The organism is Polynucleobacter sp. JS-Polo-80-F4 (assembly GCF_018881965.1).
Lineage (GTDB): Bacteria > Pseudomonadota > Gammaproteobacteria > Burkholderiales > Burkholderiaceae > Polynucleobacter.
On record NZ_JACVPI010000001.1, the window covers coordinates 960,114 to 978,944 of the forward strand.

The following is an 18,831-nucleotide window of genomic DNA, read 5'->3' on the forward strand; positions in this document are numbered from 1 at the left end:
TTGCTCAAGCATCTTTCTTGGGCGTGAGTCCGTATTGAACTGGTATTAGTGCAGACTGCAGTGAGACCATGCGCTCATGCTCAAGATCATCGCGATAGAAAGTAATGCGGGTATGAGCATTTTCAGAAAGACTGCCTAGGACTCTATCCCAGCGGGCGCTAGTAACACGTTGCCCATCAATACTGGCTAGTAAATCTCCAGCTGCAAGTCCTGCTGCTTGCGCAATACCACCGTCAAGAACGTGAGTCACCTTAAGCCAGCCATTCATATCGGTATGACGCATCCCAAACTGGAGCTTGATCTTTTCCAGTGTCGATAGGGATTTTGGTTTTACAGAAATGAGATTTGAGGCAATCCATTTTTGTAGCGGAATGTCTTCAACGCCAAAAATATATCGCACCTTCATCTCGCGCCACGTTTTGCTAAAACCATCGCCTAACAATTCAAAAATCAACTCATCTAATCCATCTTCCGCGATTCCGGTGCTGCCATGCTTGCGCCAAAGCAGGCGCATAAGATCGTCAAGAGACTGTTTATTCTTAGAGAAAGCGCGGATTTGTAAATCTAAGCCAAGCGCCAGTAGGGCGCCTTTGCCGTAGTAACTTACGACAGCATTAGGGGTGTTCTCATCAGATTGGTAATATTTAGTCCACGCATCAAAAGAGCTGTCAGCCAAACTTTGCTTCTGGCGGCCTGGGCCGCGCAAGATGCCATTCCAATTGTCTGCAACGAGTTTAAGATAAGTTTTGAGATCAATTCGTCTGCTGCGTAATAGCTGGAGATCGTCGTAATAGCTGGTAAAGCCTTCAAATACCCACAGCAAGCGAGTGTGATTACGTTTAGATAAATCGTATGGCTGAAAAGCCTTAGGCTGAATTCTTTTGACTAGCCAAGCATGAAAATACTCATGACTACATAAGCCCAGGAATTCTCTATAAGTAGATTCTTCAAAGAGAATATTTTCTTGGGGAATCTGATCGCGACGGCAGAGTAAGGCAGTGCTATTACGATGCTCAAGTCCACCATAGCCATTCAACACTGCATTGACCAAGAAAAGATATTCTCCAAAAGGCGCACGCTTAGTTTTAGGCTCAAAGAGATCAATAGTGCTAGTGCAGATTGCTTGTAAATCTTGGGCTAGACGTTTGGCATCAACAATATGATTGCATCCTTGGATTGCCATGCGATGCGCTACGCCATTCGATTTCCAGTGTACGAGCTGGAACTCACCCATTGCTAAAGGATGATCTACCAGATCATCATAGTTTTGTGCCAGATAAAAACCAAACCCACGGTCATCGGTTTTAACTGCCCTTAAGGTGGTTTGCACTGTCCAATGATCAGCAAAAGCAAGCTCCGGAGGTGTGATGGCAAGTGAGCAGGGTAAGTGCTCTTGGCCTTTAACAGCCAAACACAAGCTGGTAGCGTTAATGAATGCTCGTTCGGTATCTAAATATGCTGCTCTCACTGAAGAGTCAAACGCATAAACACTAGTGAGGATTTCTACCGGGCCGACCAGTGGCGGTAGAAGCCAATGGTCGTTGTCTATACGTTCGAGAACAATTTTTTTTCTAGTGCCTGTAATTGAATGGGCTTCAATCGACTCAATTTGTTTGCTGAAATCACGAATTAAATAGCTTCCTGGAATCCAGGCTGGCATTTGTAATATTTGCCCATTTGGATCTGGGTTAGCAATGTGTAATTTGACACGAAAGCGATGACCATGCAGATCTGCCGGCCAGATCGTATATTGAATTGCAGGTAAGTCGGCATGGTTCATGATTATTTCAGCGAGTTAAATTTCTTTTCGATATCTGTGATTTGTACTGCACCAGGGAAGCGGCTGCCATCTGTAAAGAATAGCGTTGGCGTGCCTGTGATGCCATAGGTCTTGGCAAAAGCCATATTCTTATCTAGCGGTGTCGTGCACTCGCCTTTGCCGCTAGGTGCTATACCGTTAATCATCCAATCAATATATGCCTTGTATGGATCGGAAGAGCACCAAATCTGTTTTGATTTTTGCGTGGAGTCAGGCGACAGGATCGGAATTAAGTAGGTATAGATCGTCACGTTATCGAGTTGTTGCAGGGACTTTTCTAGGCGCTTACAGTAGCCACAGTTGGGGTCAGAGAAAACCGCTAGTTGACGGCTGCCATTACCACGTACGTTTTTGATGGCATTGGCAGGCGTTAATTCGCTCCACTTAATCCGGTTCAAGTCAGCCTGTCTTTGTTCAGTAATATTTTTACCCGATGCGAGCTCGATGATTTCACCTTGGATGAGATATTTCGCAGAAGCATCGGTATAAAAAATATCATTGCCAACCAACACTTCATATAAACCCGAAACCGGCGCTGGCGAAACGCTTTTTACTTTAGCGTTTGTCCCTAACTTCTTTTGAATCTCGGTTTTTATTTGTTGCTCTGGTTGTGCGTGTATCGATCCAGCACAAAGGAATGTTGCGCCAATAAAGGCGATCGCAGCTAAGAATTTATTCAAAATCAATTTCTCCTAAAGCGCGTTCAATTAAGCGCTGTTTAATAAAGTGACTCTTATTCACAAGACCTAGACCCCAGTTGCGGAGTTGGCGTTCAGTGTTGCTGCTTGCAGAAAATAATTTCTTGAGTTTATCGGTAACCCATAAGAGTGCACTGGTATCACCTTGGCGCTGACGTTCATAACGACGCAATAGCACGATGTCGCTTGGTGATCGGAAGGATTCCCGTTTACCTAAAATATTTAGTAAAACAGCAACATCACGTAAACCTAAATTGAGGCCTTGTCCGGCTAATGGGTGCATGACATGGGCGGCATCGCCGATCAATACCACCTTTGGTGAGGCTTCTGGACCAATAAATCGTTTAGCGCGAATTTTTCTCAAAGGATAGGCGGCGGGAGTTGAGTTGAGAGTCAGTTCACCCAGCTGCTTAATAATTGCACCATGAGCAATAGATGCAAATTGATCCAACCATTGCGCTTGATCGAGTTTTAATAAATCATTGGCATTTTCTGGTGAGGTTGACCAAACCATGGAGACTTGTTTCCCCGGTAATGGCAGCATGGCAACAATATCGCCACCCGGCAAGAACCACTGAAAAGCAGTTTCTAAATGGGGATAGGTACAAAGCCAATTAATAACTACTGCGCTTTGCGAATAACTTTCTTCGCTTACACTCATTCCTAGTTCATTGCGAATTGGAGAGTTAGCACCGTCGGCTGCAATGACTAGTTGTGCACGAATGCTGCCGCCATTTTTTAAATGGAGAGTGCTCCCATCGGCATCTACATAAATTTTTTCAACTACATCATTAATGCGTTCTAGTTTGTTTTGAAAACGTGAAGCTTGATCAATGGTGTGTTCAATTAAGTTGGCCTCTCCAATCCAAGCAAGCTGCGGAGTTCCTGCTTCAAAAGCAGAGAGATGGAGTTGATCGTTCTTTTCGCCTCTATCGCCATAGATTCGCATATCTCTTACTGGCTGCAATCGACCGTGATCAATTGCATCCCAGAGATGCAAATGGGCTAATAATTTTTGGGTGCTTGGGGAAAAAGCGTAAATTCTTTGGCCCCATTGGGTTCCTTGCGGATTTGGGACGTTTTGTCCTAAATCGGGGGCAATCTCAATGGTTTGCAGGCCAAGCTGGGCTAGGCCTAGGGCGCAGGCCTTACCTACAATGCCTCCACCAACCACCACGACATCTACGGAGCGGTTTTGGGAGTTGGGAGCCGAGGACTTCGAGAGGTGATTTTGCAAAACTTCTGACATAACTCGATGATATCGAAACCAGCCCCTTTACAATACCGGTATGTCTTTGAAATGTGGCATCGTCGGCCTGCCTAACGTCGGCAAATCTACCCTCTTTAATGCGCTTACCAAAGCTGGAATCGCAGCAGAAAACTATCCTTTCTGCACGATTGAGCCTAACGTGGGCGTTGTTGAGGTCCCTGACCCCCGTCTAGCCGCCTTGGCTGAGATCGTGAAGCCTGAGCGCATCCTGCCGGCAGCTGTTGAGTTTGTCGATATAGCTGGTTTGGTAGCTGGTGCCTCAAAAGGCGAAGGTCTTGGCAATCAGTTTTTAGCGAATATCCGTGAAACTGATGCCATTACCCACGTGGTGCGGTGCTTTGATGACCCTAACGTCATCCACGTTGCCGGAAAAATCGATCCTATTGCTGACATTGGCGTGATTGACACCGAATTGGCTTTATCGGACTTGGCGACGGTTGAAAAAACCTTAAATCGCTCAAGCAAGGCTGCTAAGTCTGGAAACGATAAAGAGGCTGCCGCATTAGTCGCGGTTCTCACTAAAGTTCAATCTCATCTGGATTCAGCGTTACCAGTGCGGAGTTTGAATCTGAGTGACGACGAAAAGTTATTAATTAAACCTTTGTGTTTGATTACTGCTAAACCTGCTATGTATGTTGCAAACGTAAAAGAAGATGGTTTCTCAAACAATCCTCATCTTGAAGCGGTTAAGCAGCATGCTGCAAAAGAAAACGCTCCAGTGGTGGCTGTATGTGCCGCAATTGAGGCAGAAATCGCAGACCTAGAAGAAGCAGACAAGATTGAGTTCTTAGCGGACCTAGGTATGGAAGAGCCTGGCTTGGATCGCGTGATTCGCGCTGGTTATTCATTGTTAGGTTTACAAACGTATTTCACAGCAGGCGTTAAAGAAGTTCGCGCCTGGACTATTCATGTAGGTGATACGGCACCGCAAGCGGCTGGCGTTATTCATACAGACTTTGAGCGTGGATTTATTCGTGCTCAGACTATCTCTTATGATGATTTTGTTCAGTTCAAGGGTGAAGCGGGCGCTAAAGAAGCGGGTAAGATGCGCGCTGAAGGTAAGGAGTACGTTGTTAAAGACGGTGACGTCTTGAATTTCTTATTTAACGTCTAAAGCATTTGATCTTGACCAAATAAAAAAGCCCTTTTCAGGGCTTTTTTGCTTATCCAGTGGGGCTGTGATTGATTATGAAGCTTTGGCTGCCTTCTCTAAGCATTTTGAAATTTCTTCATAGCGCTTGAGTGCCATCTTGGTAGGAAGCACTTCTTTTTTGCGACCATCGGTATTTGCTGCCATTTTGATGTATCCCAAAGCGCTCAGATTTTTGAGGCGCCCGTGCAAGGTAGCTTGTGAGCCTAGGTCAGAAATAGAAATCAAGTCACCAACCAAAATTGCTTGCTTCGCATGAGCACAGGCAACAATCTTATCAAGCAAACTCTCTTCGATGCAGTCAAGTTTTTTCCCTGGGTTGATGCGATCAATAGCATCGAGCAGATTAAGAAACTTAATATAGGAAGAGGGTTTTGGAATTGACATATTTAGTAGTAATTATTAGTTATTAGCTCTAAGGCTAACGCAATTTTATTACTAGAATCTAATTTTAGCAATTGATGCGTATCAATTAAAAATAATCCATACTATTTGCAATGTTTAAGTTATTTAAAATTTCTTCAGAATGGTTTATCGGACTAGTGATTAGTTCGATGGTGTACACATTTCTTTTCTATTTCAATAACTGGTTAACAAGTAGCATCACCTTCGGCTTGGGAGTAAGTTGGATTTATCTGCCCGCTGGTCTGCGCTTATTTTTAACTCTGATTTTTGGTTTGCCGGGTGCGATCGGTATCGCTGTAGCTTCTTTCTTAATTAGTTATTACGGCGATTTTCCGCACGATTTAACCTTATGTATTGGCGTTGGACTTATCTCTGGATTCGCGCCTTACTTGGCTAGATATTTTGTCTTTAGCAATATTCGTCTTGAGTCAGACTTGAGTAATTTGAGCTTTCCAAAGCTCATTGCTTGTATTTTGATTTACTCCTTACTTTCAGCAGGCCTCCACCAGTGGTGGTTCTCCATAATGACGTTGGAGGATACGGGTAGCCTAAATCACTTTGTGGTGATGTTTATAGGTGATGTCTTAGGTTCGTTACTACTGATCTCTTTGATTAAATCTTGCTTAGATCTTTTAAGGAAAACTAGGAAAATAGCTCACTAAGGGCTGCGCCTGGATCAGCAGCGCGCATAAATGCTTCGCCAACCAAGAAGGCATTAATTTGACTGTTACGCATAAGTTCCACATCAGCGCGACTTAATATCCCTGACTCAGTAACCAAAGTTTTATTGGCTGGAACCATCGATAGTAATGAAAGGGTAGTTTGCAGCGTTACCTCAAAGGTTTTGAGGTTGCGGTTGTTAATTCCGAGTAATGGCGTTTTTAGTTCCAATGCCTGCTCTAATTCTGGTGCGTTATGAACCTCGACCAATACATCCAGTCCCAACTCATGAGCGCAGGCCTCGAGCTCTTTCATTTGATTGAGTTCCAAGCAAGCCACAATTAATAAGATTGCATCAGCGCCAATCGAGCGGGCTTCATAAACTTGATATGGGTCTATGGTGAAGTCTTTGCGTAAAACAGGGATTTGGCATGCAGCACGCGCTTCCTGTAAGTAGGCATTACTGCCTTGGAAGTAATCTTGATCAGTAAGCACTGATAAACAAGCGGCGCCATGCTTTTCATAAGATTGAGCAATGGCTGCTGGCAAGAAGTTCTCGCGCAAAATGCCCTTGCTTGGACTTGCCTTTTTAATTTCAGTGATGACCCCAGCTTTACCAGCAGAGATTTTGCTCTCAATGGCTCGAATAAAGCCTCTTGGCTTTAGTAGCGCATCTTGATTGTTCGCCTGCGCTTGCTCACGATGATTGGCGAGCGATACTTTCTGCAGGCACTTGGCTACTTCAATCTTTTTGGTAGCAACAATTCTGTCGAGGATATCGCTCATGTATAAGGAATTATTTAGATTGTGTTGCTGCAACAAAAACGTTTAATTTTTGACGTGCTGCACCAGAAGAAATGGCCGCTTTAGCTAGAGTAACGCCATTGGCAATATCATTAGCCACTCCTGCTACATAGAGTGTGGCCCCAGCATTAAGACAAACGATGTCACTAGCTGCGCCTGGCTTGCCATCGAGCACATCTAACACTATTTTTTTGGACTCTTCAGCGTTGGCAACTTTAAAGCTATTGGTAAGGGCAGTATTGAGTCCAAAATCGCTTGGATTAATTTCATATTCACGAACCACGCCATCCTTAAGTTCGCCGACTAAGGTTGGGCCCTCTAGGGAAATTTCATCTAGACCATCGCGTCCATAAACCACTAGTGCGTGCTCCATCCCCAGAGCTTGTAATACACGTGCCTGAATACCAACGAGATCAGGATGAAAGACGCCCATCAATATCCGCTTGGCATCAGCGGGGTTGGTCAGGGGTCCCAGGATATTAAAAATGGTGCGCACGCCAAGTTGTTTGCGAATTGGCACTACGTTCTTCATTGCGGGATGGTGATTCGGGGCAAACATAAATCCAGCACCTACTGTTGAGATGCATTTCGCAACTTGATCGGCAGATAAGGTCAGATTAACGCCAAGCGCCTCTAATACGTCCGCACTTCCTGATTTGCTGCTCACACTACGGTTACCATGCTTAGCGATTTTTGCACCCGCTCCAGCTGCCACGAACATCGCTGCTGTAGAGATGTTGAAAGTATGTGCACCATCACCGCCAGTACCCACTACATCGACTAAATGACTGCGGTTATCAACCTTCACGGTGGTAGCAAACTCACGCATCACTTTTGCGGCTGCGGCGATTTCGCCAACAGTTTCTTTTTTGGTGCGTAGGGCAACCAGTAATCCAGCAACAAGCTCTGGCGACATTTCACCGCTCATGATGAGACGCATCATTGCTGTCATTTCATCATGAAAGAGTTCGCGATGTTCAATGCAGCGTTGTAAGGCTTCTTGCGGAGTAATTGGCATGGCGCTATTAATAGGCTTTATTTGTTTTGTAAAAAATTCTTGAGCAGGGCGTGGCCGTGCTCAGAAAGAATGGATTCTGGATGAAACTGCACACCTTCAACTGCAAGCTCTTTATGGCGCACGCCCATAATCTCACCATCAGATGAAGTTGCTGTGATCTCCAACATCGCAGGCAAAGAACTTTTCTCAATAGCTAGCGAGTGATAGCGAGTGACTTTAAATGGGTCTGGTAGATTTTTAAATACACCCATACCAGTGTGATGAATACTATCTGTCTTGCCATGCATTACTTTTTGGGCGCGAATCACTTTACCGCCAAATGCTTCGCCAATAGCTTGGTGACCCAAACAAACTCCGAGGATTGGAATTTGTCCGGCATAACGCTTGATTGTTTCAACGGATATACCCGCCTCAGAAGGGCTGCAAGGTCCAGGCGAGATACAAATGCGCGCAGGATTGAGCTTGGCAATATCTTCCACAGCAATTTCATCATTCCGAAATACTTTTACTTCTTCACCGAGTTCTGCAAAGTACTGAACTAGGTTGTAAGTAAACGAATCATAGTTATCAATCATTAGGAGCATCGAGTCCTCCTTGTACTAAATCTGCTGCAGTTAACACTGCGCGTGCCTTAGCTTCAGTTTCTTTCCATTCGGCAGTCGGGTCGGAGTCAGCTACAACGCCAGCTCCAGCCTGAGAATGAAGCATGCGATTACGGATGACGCCAGTGCGAATAGCAATTGCAACATCCATATCGCCGGAGAACGAGAGGTAACCCACTGCGCCACCATACACACCGCGCTTCACAATTTCCATCTCATCGATGATTTCCATTGCCCGAATTTTTGGGGCGCCTGATAGGGTGCCTGCTGGGAAGGTGGCGCGCAACACATCCATATTGCTCATATTGTCTAAGAGATCACCTTCTACTGAGCTTACGATGTGCTGAACATGGGAGTATTTCTCAATCGACATAGAGTCAGTTACTTTGACGGAGCCAGTCTTGGCAATGCGTCCCACATCATTTCGAGCTAAATCGATCAACATGACATGCTCGGCGATTTCTTTGGGATCTGCCAAGAGTTCTTTGGCTAAACGCGCATCTTCCTCTGGATTTGCCCCACGAGGGCGAGTGCCTGCTAGCGGTCTGATGGTGACAATCTTCTCAGCGGCGCGTTTTTCTTGGCGAACCAAAATCTCAGGAGATGAGCCAACAATTTGCATGTCGCCAAAATCATAGAAATACATATAAGGCGATGGATTGAGTGAGCGCAAAGCTCTGTAGAGGGCCAATGGTGAATCTGTAAATGGCTTGCTAATGCGTTGACCAATAACTACTTGCATACAATCGCCGGCCAAAATATATTCTTTAGTTTTAAGCACTGCCTTTTCGAAATCTTCCGCTTTGAATTTACGAATGAGATCAGTTTTAGTGCTTGGTAAAGAGGCTGGCATGTTTGCTGGCTTACCAAGGCAGGTCAGTAATTCTTTTAGACGGGCCTGTGATCTTTCAAAGCCATCTGTAATGCTTGGGTCCGCATAAACAATGAAGTAAATTTTCCCAGCAACGTTATCAATCACAGCTAGCTCTTCAGTCAGCATGAGTTGAATGTCAGGCACACCTAATTCATCCGGCAAGTGATGCTTAGCTAAACGGTGCTCAATATAACGAACCGTATCATAGCCAAAGTAACCGGCAAGACCACCACAAAAGCGCGGCATGTCAGGCTGCAAAGCTACCTTAAAGCGTTTGAAATAAGTGTCTACAAAGTCGAGCGGATTATCAGTGTTGGTCTCAATAACTTTTCCATCGGTCACCACTTCGTTAACTGGTGCAGAAGGGGTCCCAACAGTTCTCAAGATTGTCTTGGCAGGCAGGCCAATAAAGGAGAAGCGGCCAAAACGCTCGCCACCCAATACGGACTCCAGCAAGTAAGTATTCGTCTTGCCGAACGCTTGAGTGAGCTTGACATAGAGGGATAGCGGGGTCTCTAGGTCCGCTAAAACCTCTTTAATTAAAGGGATGCGGTTGAAGCCCTGCTTTGCTAAAGCGTTAAATTCTTCGCGCTGCATTACGCTTTCCCTGACTTACCTAATTCGGTGCGCATTGCTTCGATTACTTGTGCGTAATTCTCTTTTGCATAAATTGCTGAGCCTGCCACAAAAGTATCGGCACCTGCTCGTGCTACCTCCGCAATATTGTCGACCTTAATTCCGCCATCCACTTCAAGGCGAATGTGTCGACCAGTTTCTGCTTGATAGCGATCAAGGCGTGCGCGTACTTGAGTAATCTTTTGTAAAGTGCTTGGGATAAATGATTGACCGCCAAATCCTGGGTTCACTGACATGAGTAATACAAGATCCAGTAATTCCAAAGTGTGATCGAGATGATCTAGTGGCGTAGCTGGATTGAATACTAGGCCCGCTTGACATCCTTGATCGCGAATTAAGTTCAGCGTGCGATTAACGTGAGGGCTTGCTTCAGGATGAAAGCTAATTAAATTTGCACCGGCTTTAGCAAAGTCAGGAACGATCCGATCCACTGGCTCGATCATGAGATGCACATCAATCACTGCTGGCTTGCCATCTTTGTTTGCATAGGGGCGAATAGCCTCACAGACTAAGGGGCCAATAGTGAGATTCGGAACGTAGTGGTTATCCATCACGTCAAAGTGAATCCAGTCCGCACCCGCCACTAAAACGTCCTGTACTTCCTTGCCCAGGCAGGCAAAGTCAGCCGACAAAATAGAGGGTGCAATGACAAATTGACTGTTTGAGGATGATTTTTGGCTTTCCATCCCTAGATTCTAGCTTGCAGTTGGGTTCAGGATGAAGCAGAATTCGAGCATGAATCCCCACGAAATGACTGTTACGGTGAAAGCCCAGTACCTTCCAGAGCAATCTGACCCTGATAACCGTCAATTTGCCTTTGCTTACACGGTCACCATTCGAAATACTGGAACAGCCAGCATTCAGCTGATAGCGCGCCATTGGTTCATTACCGACGGAGATAACGATGTCCAGGAGGTTCGGGGCTTAGGGGTCGTAGGGCAGCAGCCATTATTGCGCTCTGGCGAGCATTTTGAGTACACCAGCTGGGCTACTTTGCCGACTCCAGCCGGCACAATGCGTGGAGAGTATTTTTGCGTCACTGAGGATGCCCAGTTCTTTCAGGCCCCCATTCCAGAATTTGCTCTAGTGATGCCACGTACCCTGCATTAATGTGGGGCCTCAGAAAGACTGCTGCAATACTATTTCTTGCCTTTACCTGTCCATAGGACAATAAACAGCAATAGCCCTAAGGCAACAGCACCCTCAAAAGCAAACAGTAGCATTGGGTATTCATCGAGTAAATTGGCAATCATGATTTCTAAATTTAAATTGGTTTCGCTAAGTGTATTCGCTATCCTCATAGCGAGCTTGATTGCAGGGTGTTCAGCACCCCCTACTCGCAGCACAGCATCGCGCTCTAGTGCTTCTGGCGCTTCACCGACAAATTACAACTCTTCGATCGCCAGCTTCAGTGCAGTCTCTTGGCAAGCTCTGCCAGGGTGGCAAGAGGACGACTTATCTCAGGCTTGGCCTGCTTGGTTAAAAAGTTGCGATGCCTTACGCAAGAAAAATAGCGAGGTGAATTGGCGACAGGTCTGTGCTCAAGCTAACAATGTATCGAGTAGGGATACGCAGGCGATTCGTAAATACTTCGAAAGTAATTTTCAGGCTTATGAAATTCGCAATAGCGCTGCAAGTGATATAGGTTTAATTACTGGCTATTACGAGCCAGTGATGAATGGTTCACAAACCCGGACCAGTACTTATAACGTGCCACTGTATGGCTACCCTAATGCATGGCGCAAATCTAAACCTAACCCAGCCCCAAGCCGGGCTGAACTGATGAGCTCGGGCATTTTGCAGGGCTCAGAAATTGCATGGGTGCAAGACCCAGTAGCAGCAGCATTTATGCAAATTCAAGGCTCTGGAAAAATTCGTCTTGAAGATGGTCGCATCTTGCGCCTTGGTTATGCTGGCACCAATGATCAACCATTCAAATCATTTGCTCAGTGGCTATTAGATCGTAAGGAAATTACTCGTAGTGAAGCCACCATGCAAGGTATCTCTCAATGGGCTAAACGTAATCCTGGTCAAGTAAATGAGATGCTCAACGCAAACCCCCGTTTTGTTTTCTTCAAAGAGTTGCCAGGTAACGTGGCTGCAGATTTGGGTCCCAATGGCGCTCTAGGAGTCCCGCTGACTAGCGAGCGCAGTATTGCGGTGGACTTACAGGCTTTGCCATTGGGTGCACCTGTCTTTTTAGCGACTACCAAACCATTGAGTAGTCAGCCTTTGCAAAAATTAGTCATGGCACAAGATACGGGTAAAGCCATTGTGGGTGGCGTAAGAGCAGACTACTATTGGGGGTCTGGAGACTCTGCTGGAGAAATGGCGGGTCGCATGAAACAAAATGGCAGGATGTGGTTATTGCTTCCACGTTAATCAAACATAACACCGAAAGAAATTCATGAGCTACAAAACAATTTTGACTGAAGTGGAAGGTAAGGTTGCGACCATTACTTTGAATCGTCCAGAGGTATTGAATGCATTGAATGATCAGTTAATGGAAGAACTTGGCGCGGCATTATTGGCGTTTGATGCAAATGACAATATTGGTTGCATGATTATTACTGGTAGCGAAAAAGCATTTGCTGCTGGGGCAGATATTGCTTCAATGGCTAAGTATGGGTTGAAGGACGTCTATCGTGGCGACTTTATTACCCGTAACTGGGAAGAGATTAAAAAAGTTCGTAAGCCAGTAATCGCTGCAGTATCTGGCTATGCACTCGGTGGTGGATGTGAGCTGGCGATGATGTGTGACACGATCATGGCGGCCGATAACGCCAAATTTGCACAGCCTGAAGTAAAGCTTGGCATTATTCCAGGCGCTGGTGGTACACAGCGTTTACCTCGCGCGGTATCGAAAGCAAAAGCAATGGATCTGGCTTTGACAGGGCGCATGATGGATGCTGCTGAAGCTGAGCGTTCAGGCCTAGTGGCAAGAATATTTCCTCAGGCGGATTTATTGAAAGAGGTAAAGGCGATTGCTAAAGGAATTGCAGATATGCCTTTATTGACTGCAATGATGGTGAAAGAGAGTATCAACACCGCTTATGAGACTACCTTGTCTGAAGGCATTCATTTTGAGCGTCGTCTCTTCCATGCTTGCTTTGGAATGAATGATCAAAAAGAAGGAATGGCTGCGTTTATGGAAAAACGCCCAGCCAAATTTACCAACTCTTAATTACAAAACGAGTTTAGTTTTTTTCTAGGAAGCGTTGAGCTAGTTTGACCCAATAGCTCACGCCCACTGGGATCAACGAATCATTGAAATCGTATGAGGGATTGTGTAGGTGGCATGGGCCCATGCCGTGACCCACAGAGCGATGATCACCATCGCCATTGCCTAAAAAGACATAACAACCGGGTTTTTCAAGCAACATAAATGCAAAGTCTTCAGCACCCATCGTTGGATCCACAGAGCTATTGACGTTTTGTTCGCCAACCAATTCACTCATCACTTCTGTCGCGAATTTAACTTCATTGGCGTGATTGATGAGGGGTGGGTAATTTCTAGAGAAGGTAATTTCAGCTTGGCAATCAAATGCACCCGCAACACTATGGGCGATTTCACAGAGCCGTTGTTCTATAAGATCTAATACATCTAAGGTAAATGTACGTACCGTTCCACCAATGAAGGCGCTATCCGGAATGACATTACTAGTTTCACCCGCATGAAATTGTGTAATCGATAAAACCGCAGCATCTACAGGGCGTTTGTTGCGCGTGATGATGCTTTGCAAGGCAAGTACTACTTGTGCGCCAGTAAATACTGGATCAGCGCTGTTATGGGGTAGTGCAGCATGACCACCTTTGCCAGTGATGGTGATTTCAAAAGTATTACTAGAAGCCATCATGGGGCCAGCAGTAACACCAAACTGGCCTGCCGCAAAACCAGGCCAGTTATGCAAACCAAATACCGCATCACATGGGAACTCTTTAAAGAGTCCATCTTTAATCATTTCATTCGCGCCAGCACCGCCCTCTTCGGCGGGTTGGAAAATAAAAATTACCGTGCCTTTAAAGTCGCGATGATTTGATAAATATTGTGCAGCCCCCAGTAGCATTGCCGTATGTCCATCGTGCCCACACGCGTGCATCTTTCCAGGATTTTTTGAAGCATGAGCAAAGTTATTGTGCTCTTGCAATGGCAGCGCATCCATATCAGCGCGTAGGCCAATCATTTTCCCTGGGCCTAAGTCACCATCTAGTCGACCAACCACGCCAGTTTTCCCCATGCCGCGGTAAACAGTAATTCCCCAGCTAGAAAGTGCCTCAGCTACAAGATCGGCTGTGCGATTTTCTTCGAAGCGTAATTCAGGATGCGCATGAATATTGCGTCGAATTTCTTGAATGGCTTCTGCGGAGTCAGTAATTTCAGGGATTAAATGCATCCCTTCATCTTATCCGAAAGTCTTTTGATATGTCTTTAGACGGGAGTTAGTGCTTGTTGTTTCTAGGGTAATTGAATGTGCTTTGCAGCAAAAGTCAGAGCTTCAATGGAATAAGGACTATTTATGGGTTTTTGAAGTTCTTTTGGGAGTGCTGGAATAAGGCCTAAAAAAGGAGCTTCAATTCTGGCTTCGATGGCCTGTGCATTTTCTTGAAGCAGTGACATTTCTGTGGATAAGGCATTGGCTACCCACCCGGCAATATTTAAATGACGTGCTTTAAGTGCCTCATAAGTAAGTAGGGCATGATTAATACAGCCTAACTTCATACCCACTACGAGAATGACTGGTAAATCAATTGCCTTCGCAAACGCACTTAAGTCTTCATTTGCATTCAAGGGAATCAGAAAGCCACCAGCGCCTTCAGCTACGACGCAATCTGCAACCTTTTGAATCTTCTGAAAGGCCTCGACCATAATATCCATCTCTAGTGTTGAGCCCTGATGCTTTGCCACGAGGTGAGGGGCGGCTGGCTGATCCAATACGTAGGGACACAAACTCAACTCAAGAGAGTCGAGGTTTGAAGCAAGTCGGAGGGTTTCAATATCTTCATTCAGAGTTAAACCCTGAGCGTTTTGATAAGTGCCGGCAACTACTGGCTTAAAGCCGATAGCATTCATTCCTTGCTCACGCAATTTCAGAATGAGTGCCCCGCTGACTAAGGTTTTGCCAACTTCAGTATCCGTACCTGTGACAAAGAATCCATTGGACTTACTCATGAGTTGCCTTATTGATTACTTGCTTTTCAATTGCATTCAGAGTGGCGATGAGTTGACGCAAATCAGCTGCACTGTGATTGGCAGAGAACGTAATACGCAATCGTGAGCTCCCTTGTGGCACAGTAGGCGGTCGAATAGCCGGAATCCAATATCCCGCTTCATCCAATAACTTGGCAGCAAGCAAGGCATTGGCGTTGCTACCCAAAATCACAGGCTGAATGGCGGTACATGAGGGAACTTTTTCCCATTGAGAAAAATGCATTTCATCTTGCCAGATGCGAATCAATTGATTGAGTTGAGCGCGTCGATTGCTTCCTTCGGCTCCATTAATGATTTCTAGACTCTTAGAGAGGGTGTGGGCTATTGCTGGTGGCGTTGCTGTGCTGTAAATAAAAGGACGGCCCTTTTGTATAAGCCATTCAATAAAGGTTTCTTGTGCGCATACAAAGGCGCCACTGACACCAGCGGCCTTACCAAGCGTGCCGATATAAATAATGCGATCAGAGCAAATATTTTCTTGCTCCAAAATGCCATGACCATGATTGCCTAGAGCTCCAAAGCCATGGGCATCATCAATCAATAGCAATGCATCGTATTGCTCAGCCAGCTTAAGCAGCGCTTTCACCGGAGCTAGATCACCATCCATGCTAAAAACACCATCGATAACAATGAGCTTTAAGGATCTTTGGTCTGCCTTTAGTAGCTCATTAAGCGCATTCATTTGTGTGTGATCAAACAAAGTGACGCTTGCTTTGGACTGCGCAGCAGCTAAACGCACACCATCGATTAAGGATGCGTGATTTAACTTCGCCGAATAAATGCTGGTCGATCCTTCGGGCGCAAGTCTTGCGAGTCCGGTGATGGCTGTTAGGTTGGCAAGATAGCCGGTACTAAAAAAGAGTGCACGTGCATTCGGGATATGTTGCTCTTGAAAAGAGGCTAATTGTTTTTCAAGGAGTTCATGTGCGATGCTATGACCACTGATGAGATGGGAGGCCCCGCTACCTACCCCATACTTCTCGCCGCCTTCAGCAAGGGCTTTAATCAGCGCGGAATGGTTCGCGAGTCCCAAGTAGTCGTTGCTGCAGAAGGCTTTTAGCTCGCGTCCATCAACTAATGACTTGGTATCGCATGGAGATTCTGTAGCTCTGAGTTTGCGTTTGAGCAATTGCGACTCAAGGTCAGCAATTTGCTCTTGCGCCAATTGGATCGCTTTAAATGTGTTCGCAGAGTTGGTCATGCCAATGTTTTCTCAAGGGCAATTTGCACGGCTTTGCCTAATTGCATAGTTTCTGCAGGTGACAAAATATAGGGCGGCATGACATAGATAGTATTGCCGATTGGTCTGATCAATACACCTTCATCCAAACTATTTGCAAACATTGTGCGTGCAAATATTTTTGGGTCTTTAAGACAATTATTTTTAATATCGAATGCCAAAATCATTCCTTGTTGGCGCCAATGCTCAATTCGAGAATCAGTTTTTGCCCACGCAAAAGCTGTTGCCAAATCTTTTGAGCGCTCAATATTTTTCTCCAACACTTTGTCTGTTTCAAATATCTCAAGACAGGCCAGAGCTGCAGCACAGGCTAATGGGTTGCCGGTATACGAATGAGAATGTAAAAACCCTTGCTGAGTTTGATCGCCATAAAAAGCTTGATAAATCTGATCAGTAGTTAGGCAAAGTGACAGCGGTAAATACCCACCACTAATACCTTTTGAAAGCGTTAGAAAGTCTGGCCAGATATCCGCATGCTCACAAGCGAAAAATTTACCGCTGCGCCCACAGCCAACGGCAATCTCATCGGCAATCAGATGTATCTCATATCGATCACATAGCTTTCTTACTAAGCGAAGGTATTCAGGTGAGTGCATGGCCATCTGACCAGCACATTGCACTAAGGGCTCGACAATGATGGCGGCAATATTGTGATGCTCTCTTGCCAATAATTCTTCAAGTTTTTTGGCAGCATGCTTTGCGACATCTTCCGCGTTCTCGCCTGCTTTTGCCTTACGGGCATCTGGCGATGCAATCGTGAACACGTCTTGCAAGAGTGACCCATAGGCCTCTCGAAAAATAGCAACGTCAGTGACGGCTAATGCACCAAGTGTTTCTCCGTGGTAACCATTCTCCAAGCAAACAAATTTTTTCTTTTGCGACTTGCCATTCAGTTGCCAGTAGTGGTGACTCATCTTTAATGCAATCTCAACAGCAGATGCACCATCAGATGCGTAGAAGACATGACCTAGGTGGTGATTGGTGAGTGCAGAAAGTTTTTCAGATAACTCAACGACTGGCTGATGGGTAAATCCTGCGAGCATGACATGCTCAATTTTTTCAAGTTGCGTGGTAATGGCTTGATTGATGCGTGGATTGGAGTGGCCAAATAAATTGGTCCACCAAGAACTGATCGAATCGAGCAGGGCTTTTCCATTTTCGTCATAGAGCCACGCACCCTTACCCTTTGTAATAGCAACTAACGGAAAGGACTCATGCTGTTTCATCTGAGTGCATGGGTGCCAAACTGCGGCTAGGCTGCGATCAACGAGAGGGGTTTGATTTAAATCAGAAATAACCTTCATGTTTGATATTTGACCACTAGTTTTTCCAAATTCAGGCCTGTATCTGTTATGTTTATGCCTTGAATCTACCTATTTTCTGGAATTTGCCCATGCAGGACACTCAAACCGTCGAAAAACCCTTAACCCAGTTCAAATCTAAGGCGGATTTGCATCAGGACGTAAATGTAGGTGTCCAAGCATCTGGCGAGTGGTCCGTGGCTCAAATTGAGGCTTTATTTGCCCTTCCTTTTAATGAGCTACTGCTCAAGGCTCAAGAGACTCATAAGGCCTACTTCCCAGAAGGTGATGTGGAATTGGCGACTTTGTTATCCATTAAAACGGGCGGCTGTCCTGAGGACTGCGGTTACTGCCCTCAAGCTGCTCGTTATGACACCGACGTCAAGGCAGAGAAGTTGATGGGTCTAGAAGAGGTTCTGGAGGCTGCTAAAGCCGCTAAAGCTGCTGGTTCCAACCGTTTTTGTATGGGTGCTGCTTGGCGCGAACCTAAAGATCGCGATATTGAAAAAGTCACAGCCATGATTAAGGGTGTTAAAGCCTTGGGTTTAGAGACCTGCGCCACTTTAGGTATGCTGGAGGCTGATCAAGCCCAGGCCTTGCAAGAGGCTGGTTTGGACTTTTATAACCATAACCTTGATACCAGTGAAGATTTTTATCGCTCTGTGATCTCTACCCGCGGCTATCAAGATCGTTTGGATACGATTTCTAATGTCCGCGCTGCTGGCATGTCTGTTTGCTGCGGCGGTATTGTTGGTATGGGCGAGTCTAGACAGCAACGAGCTGCATTTTTGGCCCGCTTAGCCAATTTGAGTCCATATCCCGAGTCAGTTCCCATTAATCATTTGGTTCCAGTGGCGGGTACGCCATTAGCAGAGCAAAAGCCATTGGATCCTCTGGAGTTTGTGAGAACGATTGCAGTTGCAAGAATCACTATGCCGAAAGCCCGAGTCCGATTATCTGCTGGCCGTCAGGAGCTCGGCAGGGCAGTTCAAGCTATGTGTTTCATGGCTGGTGCCAATTCGATTTTCTATGGTGAGCAACTGCTCACTACCGGTAATCCAGAGGCAGAACAAGACCGTGAGCTCTTAGCAGAGCTGGGCTTGAAGACCAAGCAAAGCTGTAAAGCAGAGGTTTTAGTCTAGTTT

General features: G+C 45.7%; 19 protein-coding genes. 6 read left to right on the forward strand and 13 right to left on the reverse strand.

Annotated elements, in window-relative coordinates:
• Nucleotides 1–4: 4 nt before the first annotated feature.
• From ICN20_RS04910 to ICN20_RS04920, 3 genes are read right to left on the reverse strand one after another with little or no spacing between them, the layout of a single operon-like run.
• Entirely contained in the window at nucleotides 5–1,780 is a 1,776-nt protein-coding gene (locus tag ICN20_RS04910; protein ID WP_216238418.1) for a M61 family metallopeptidase, read from the reverse strand.
• 2 nt (nucleotides 1,781–1,782) lie between these two features.
• A complete protein-coding gene (locus ICN20_RS04915; protein WP_216238420.1) occupies nucleotides 1,783–2,499 on the reverse strand; it encodes a DsbC family protein in 717 nt (238 codons plus the stop codon).
• Complete coding sequence (locus ICN20_RS04920; protein ID WP_216238421.1) at nucleotides 2,492–3,766, reverse strand: FAD-dependent monooxygenase; 1,275 nt, start codon at nucleotides 3,764–3,766, stop codon at nucleotides 2,492–2,494. Before ICN20_RS04920 ends, ICN20_RS04915 begins: the two co-directional genes overlap by 8 nt.
• A gap of 40 nt (nucleotides 3,767–3,806) precedes the next feature.
• On the opposite strand from ICN20_RS04920, the gene ychF reads away from it, so the two are divergent.
• Complete coding sequence (gene ychF / locus ICN20_RS04925; RefSeq protein ID WP_216238424.1) at nucleotides 3,807–4,901, forward strand: redox-regulated ATPase YchF; 1,095 nt, start codon at nucleotides 3,807–3,809, stop codon at nucleotides 4,899–4,901.
• 72 nt (nucleotides 4,902–4,973) lie between these two features.
• Here the strand turns inward: ychF and ICN20_RS04930 are convergent, their stop codons facing one another.
• The gene (locus tag ICN20_RS04930) at nucleotides 4,974–5,324 is read right to left on the reverse strand and encodes a hypothetical protein (RefSeq protein WP_216238426.1); all 351 of its coding nucleotides are present in this window, start codon (nucleotides 5,322–5,324) and stop codon (nucleotides 4,974–4,976) included.
• Nucleotides 5,325–5,434: 110 nt separating this feature from the next.
• Between ICN20_RS04930 and ICN20_RS04935 the strand changes: the two genes are divergently transcribed.
• Nucleotides 5,435–6,004, forward strand: a complete 570-nt coding sequence (locus ICN20_RS04935) for a hypothetical protein (protein ID WP_216238428.1) — start codon at nucleotides 5,435–5,437, stop codon at nucleotides 6,002–6,004.
• Here the strand turns inward: ICN20_RS04935 and trpC are convergent.
• From trpC to rpe, 5 genes are read right to left on the reverse strand one after another with little or no spacing between them, the layout of a single operon-like run.
• Nucleotides 5,985–6,788 carry an indole-3-glycerol phosphate synthase TrpC gene (gene trpC, locus ICN20_RS04940; protein WP_216238430.1) on the reverse strand — a complete coding sequence of 268 codons (804 nt, stop codon included), beginning with the start codon at nucleotides 6,786–6,788 and terminating at the stop codon, nucleotides 5,985–5,987. The two genes, ICN20_RS04935 and trpC, sit on opposite strands and share 20 nt — an antisense overlap.
• Nucleotides 6,789–6,798: 10 nt before the next feature.
• Nucleotides 6,799–7,824 (reverse strand): anthranilate phosphoribosyltransferase, encoded by a 1,026-nt coding sequence (gene trpD, locus ICN20_RS04945; protein WP_216238432.1) that lies wholly within the window; start codon nucleotides 7,822–7,824, stop codon nucleotides 6,799–6,801.
• 17 nt (nucleotides 7,825–7,841) lie between these two features.
• On the reverse strand, nucleotides 7,842–8,408 hold the full coding sequence (locus ICN20_RS04950) for an aminodeoxychorismate/anthranilate synthase component II (RefSeq protein WP_216238434.1): 567 nt from the start codon (nucleotides 8,406–8,408) through the stop codon (nucleotides 7,842–7,844).
• Nucleotides 8,392–9,897, reverse strand: coding sequence for an anthranilate synthase component I (gene trpE / locus ICN20_RS04955; RefSeq protein WP_216238436.1), 1,506 nt, complete (start codon nucleotides 9,895–9,897; stop codon nucleotides 8,392–8,394). Before trpE ends, ICN20_RS04950 begins: the two co-directional genes overlap by 17 nt.
• Nucleotides 9,897–10,622, reverse strand: coding sequence for a ribulose-phosphate 3-epimerase (gene rpe / locus ICN20_RS04960; RefSeq protein ID WP_216238438.1), 726 nt, complete (start codon nucleotides 10,620–10,622; stop codon nucleotides 9,897–9,899). Before rpe ends, trpE begins: the two co-directional genes overlap by 1 nt.
• 49 nt (nucleotides 10,623–10,671) lie before the next feature.
• On the opposite strand from rpe, the gene apaG reads away from it, so the two are divergent.
• The 3 genes from apaG (at nucleotide 10,672) to ICN20_RS04975 (ending at nucleotide 13,120) form a co-directional block, all read left to right on the forward strand.
• Nucleotides 10,672–11,046, forward strand: coding sequence for a Co2+/Mg2+ efflux protein ApaG (gene apaG / locus ICN20_RS04965; RefSeq protein ID WP_216228382.1), 375 nt, complete (start codon nucleotides 10,672–10,674; stop codon nucleotides 11,044–11,046).
• Nucleotides 11,047–11,187: 141 nt separating this feature from the next.
• Nucleotides 11,188–12,318: a murein transglycosylase A gene (locus ICN20_RS04970; RefSeq protein WP_216238443.1), complete on the forward strand. Its 1,131-nt coding sequence runs from the start codon at nucleotides 11,188–11,190 to the stop codon at nucleotides 12,316–12,318.
• Between the two features lie 25 nt (nucleotides 12,319–12,343).
• Nucleotides 12,344–13,120, forward strand: coding sequence for an enoyl-CoA hydratase (locus tag ICN20_RS04975; RefSeq protein WP_216238444.1), 777 nt, complete (start codon nucleotides 12,344–12,346; stop codon nucleotides 13,118–13,120).
• Nucleotides 13,121–13,133: 13 nt separating this feature from the next.
• On the opposite strand, the gene ICN20_RS04980 is transcribed toward ICN20_RS04975, so the two are convergent.
• The 4 genes from ICN20_RS04980 to bioA form a co-directional block, all read right to left on the reverse strand.
• Nucleotides 13,134–14,330, reverse strand: coding sequence for a M20 aminoacylase family protein (locus ICN20_RS04980; protein WP_216238445.1), 1,197 nt, complete (start codon nucleotides 14,328–14,330; stop codon nucleotides 13,134–13,136).
• Nucleotides 14,331–14,392: 62 nt separating this feature from the next.
• Nucleotides 14,393–15,106, reverse strand: a complete 714-nt coding sequence (bioD, locus tag ICN20_RS04985; protein ID WP_216238448.1) for a dethiobiotin synthase — start codon at nucleotides 15,104–15,106, stop codon at nucleotides 14,393–14,395.
• The gene (locus ICN20_RS04990) at nucleotides 15,099–16,346 is read right to left on the reverse strand and encodes an 8-amino-7-oxononanoate synthase (protein ID WP_216238450.1); all 1,248 of its coding nucleotides are present in this window, start codon (nucleotides 16,344–16,346) and stop codon (nucleotides 15,099–15,101) included. Before ICN20_RS04990 ends, bioD begins: the two co-directional genes overlap by 8 nt.
• Nucleotides 16,343–17,689 (reverse strand): adenosylmethionine--8-amino-7-oxononanoate transaminase, encoded by a 1,347-nt coding sequence (gene bioA / locus ICN20_RS04995; RefSeq protein WP_216238452.1) that lies wholly within the window; start codon nucleotides 17,687–17,689, stop codon nucleotides 16,343–16,345. Before bioA ends, ICN20_RS04990 begins: the two co-directional genes overlap by 4 nt.
• 89 nt (nucleotides 17,690–17,778) lie before the next feature.
• Between bioA and bioB the strand changes: the two genes are divergently transcribed.
• A complete protein-coding gene (bioB, locus tag ICN20_RS05000) occupies nucleotides 17,779–18,828 on the forward strand; it encodes a biotin synthase BioB (protein ID WP_216238454.1) in 1,050 nt (349 codons plus the stop codon).
• Nucleotides 18,829–18,831 lie beyond the last annotated feature (3 nt).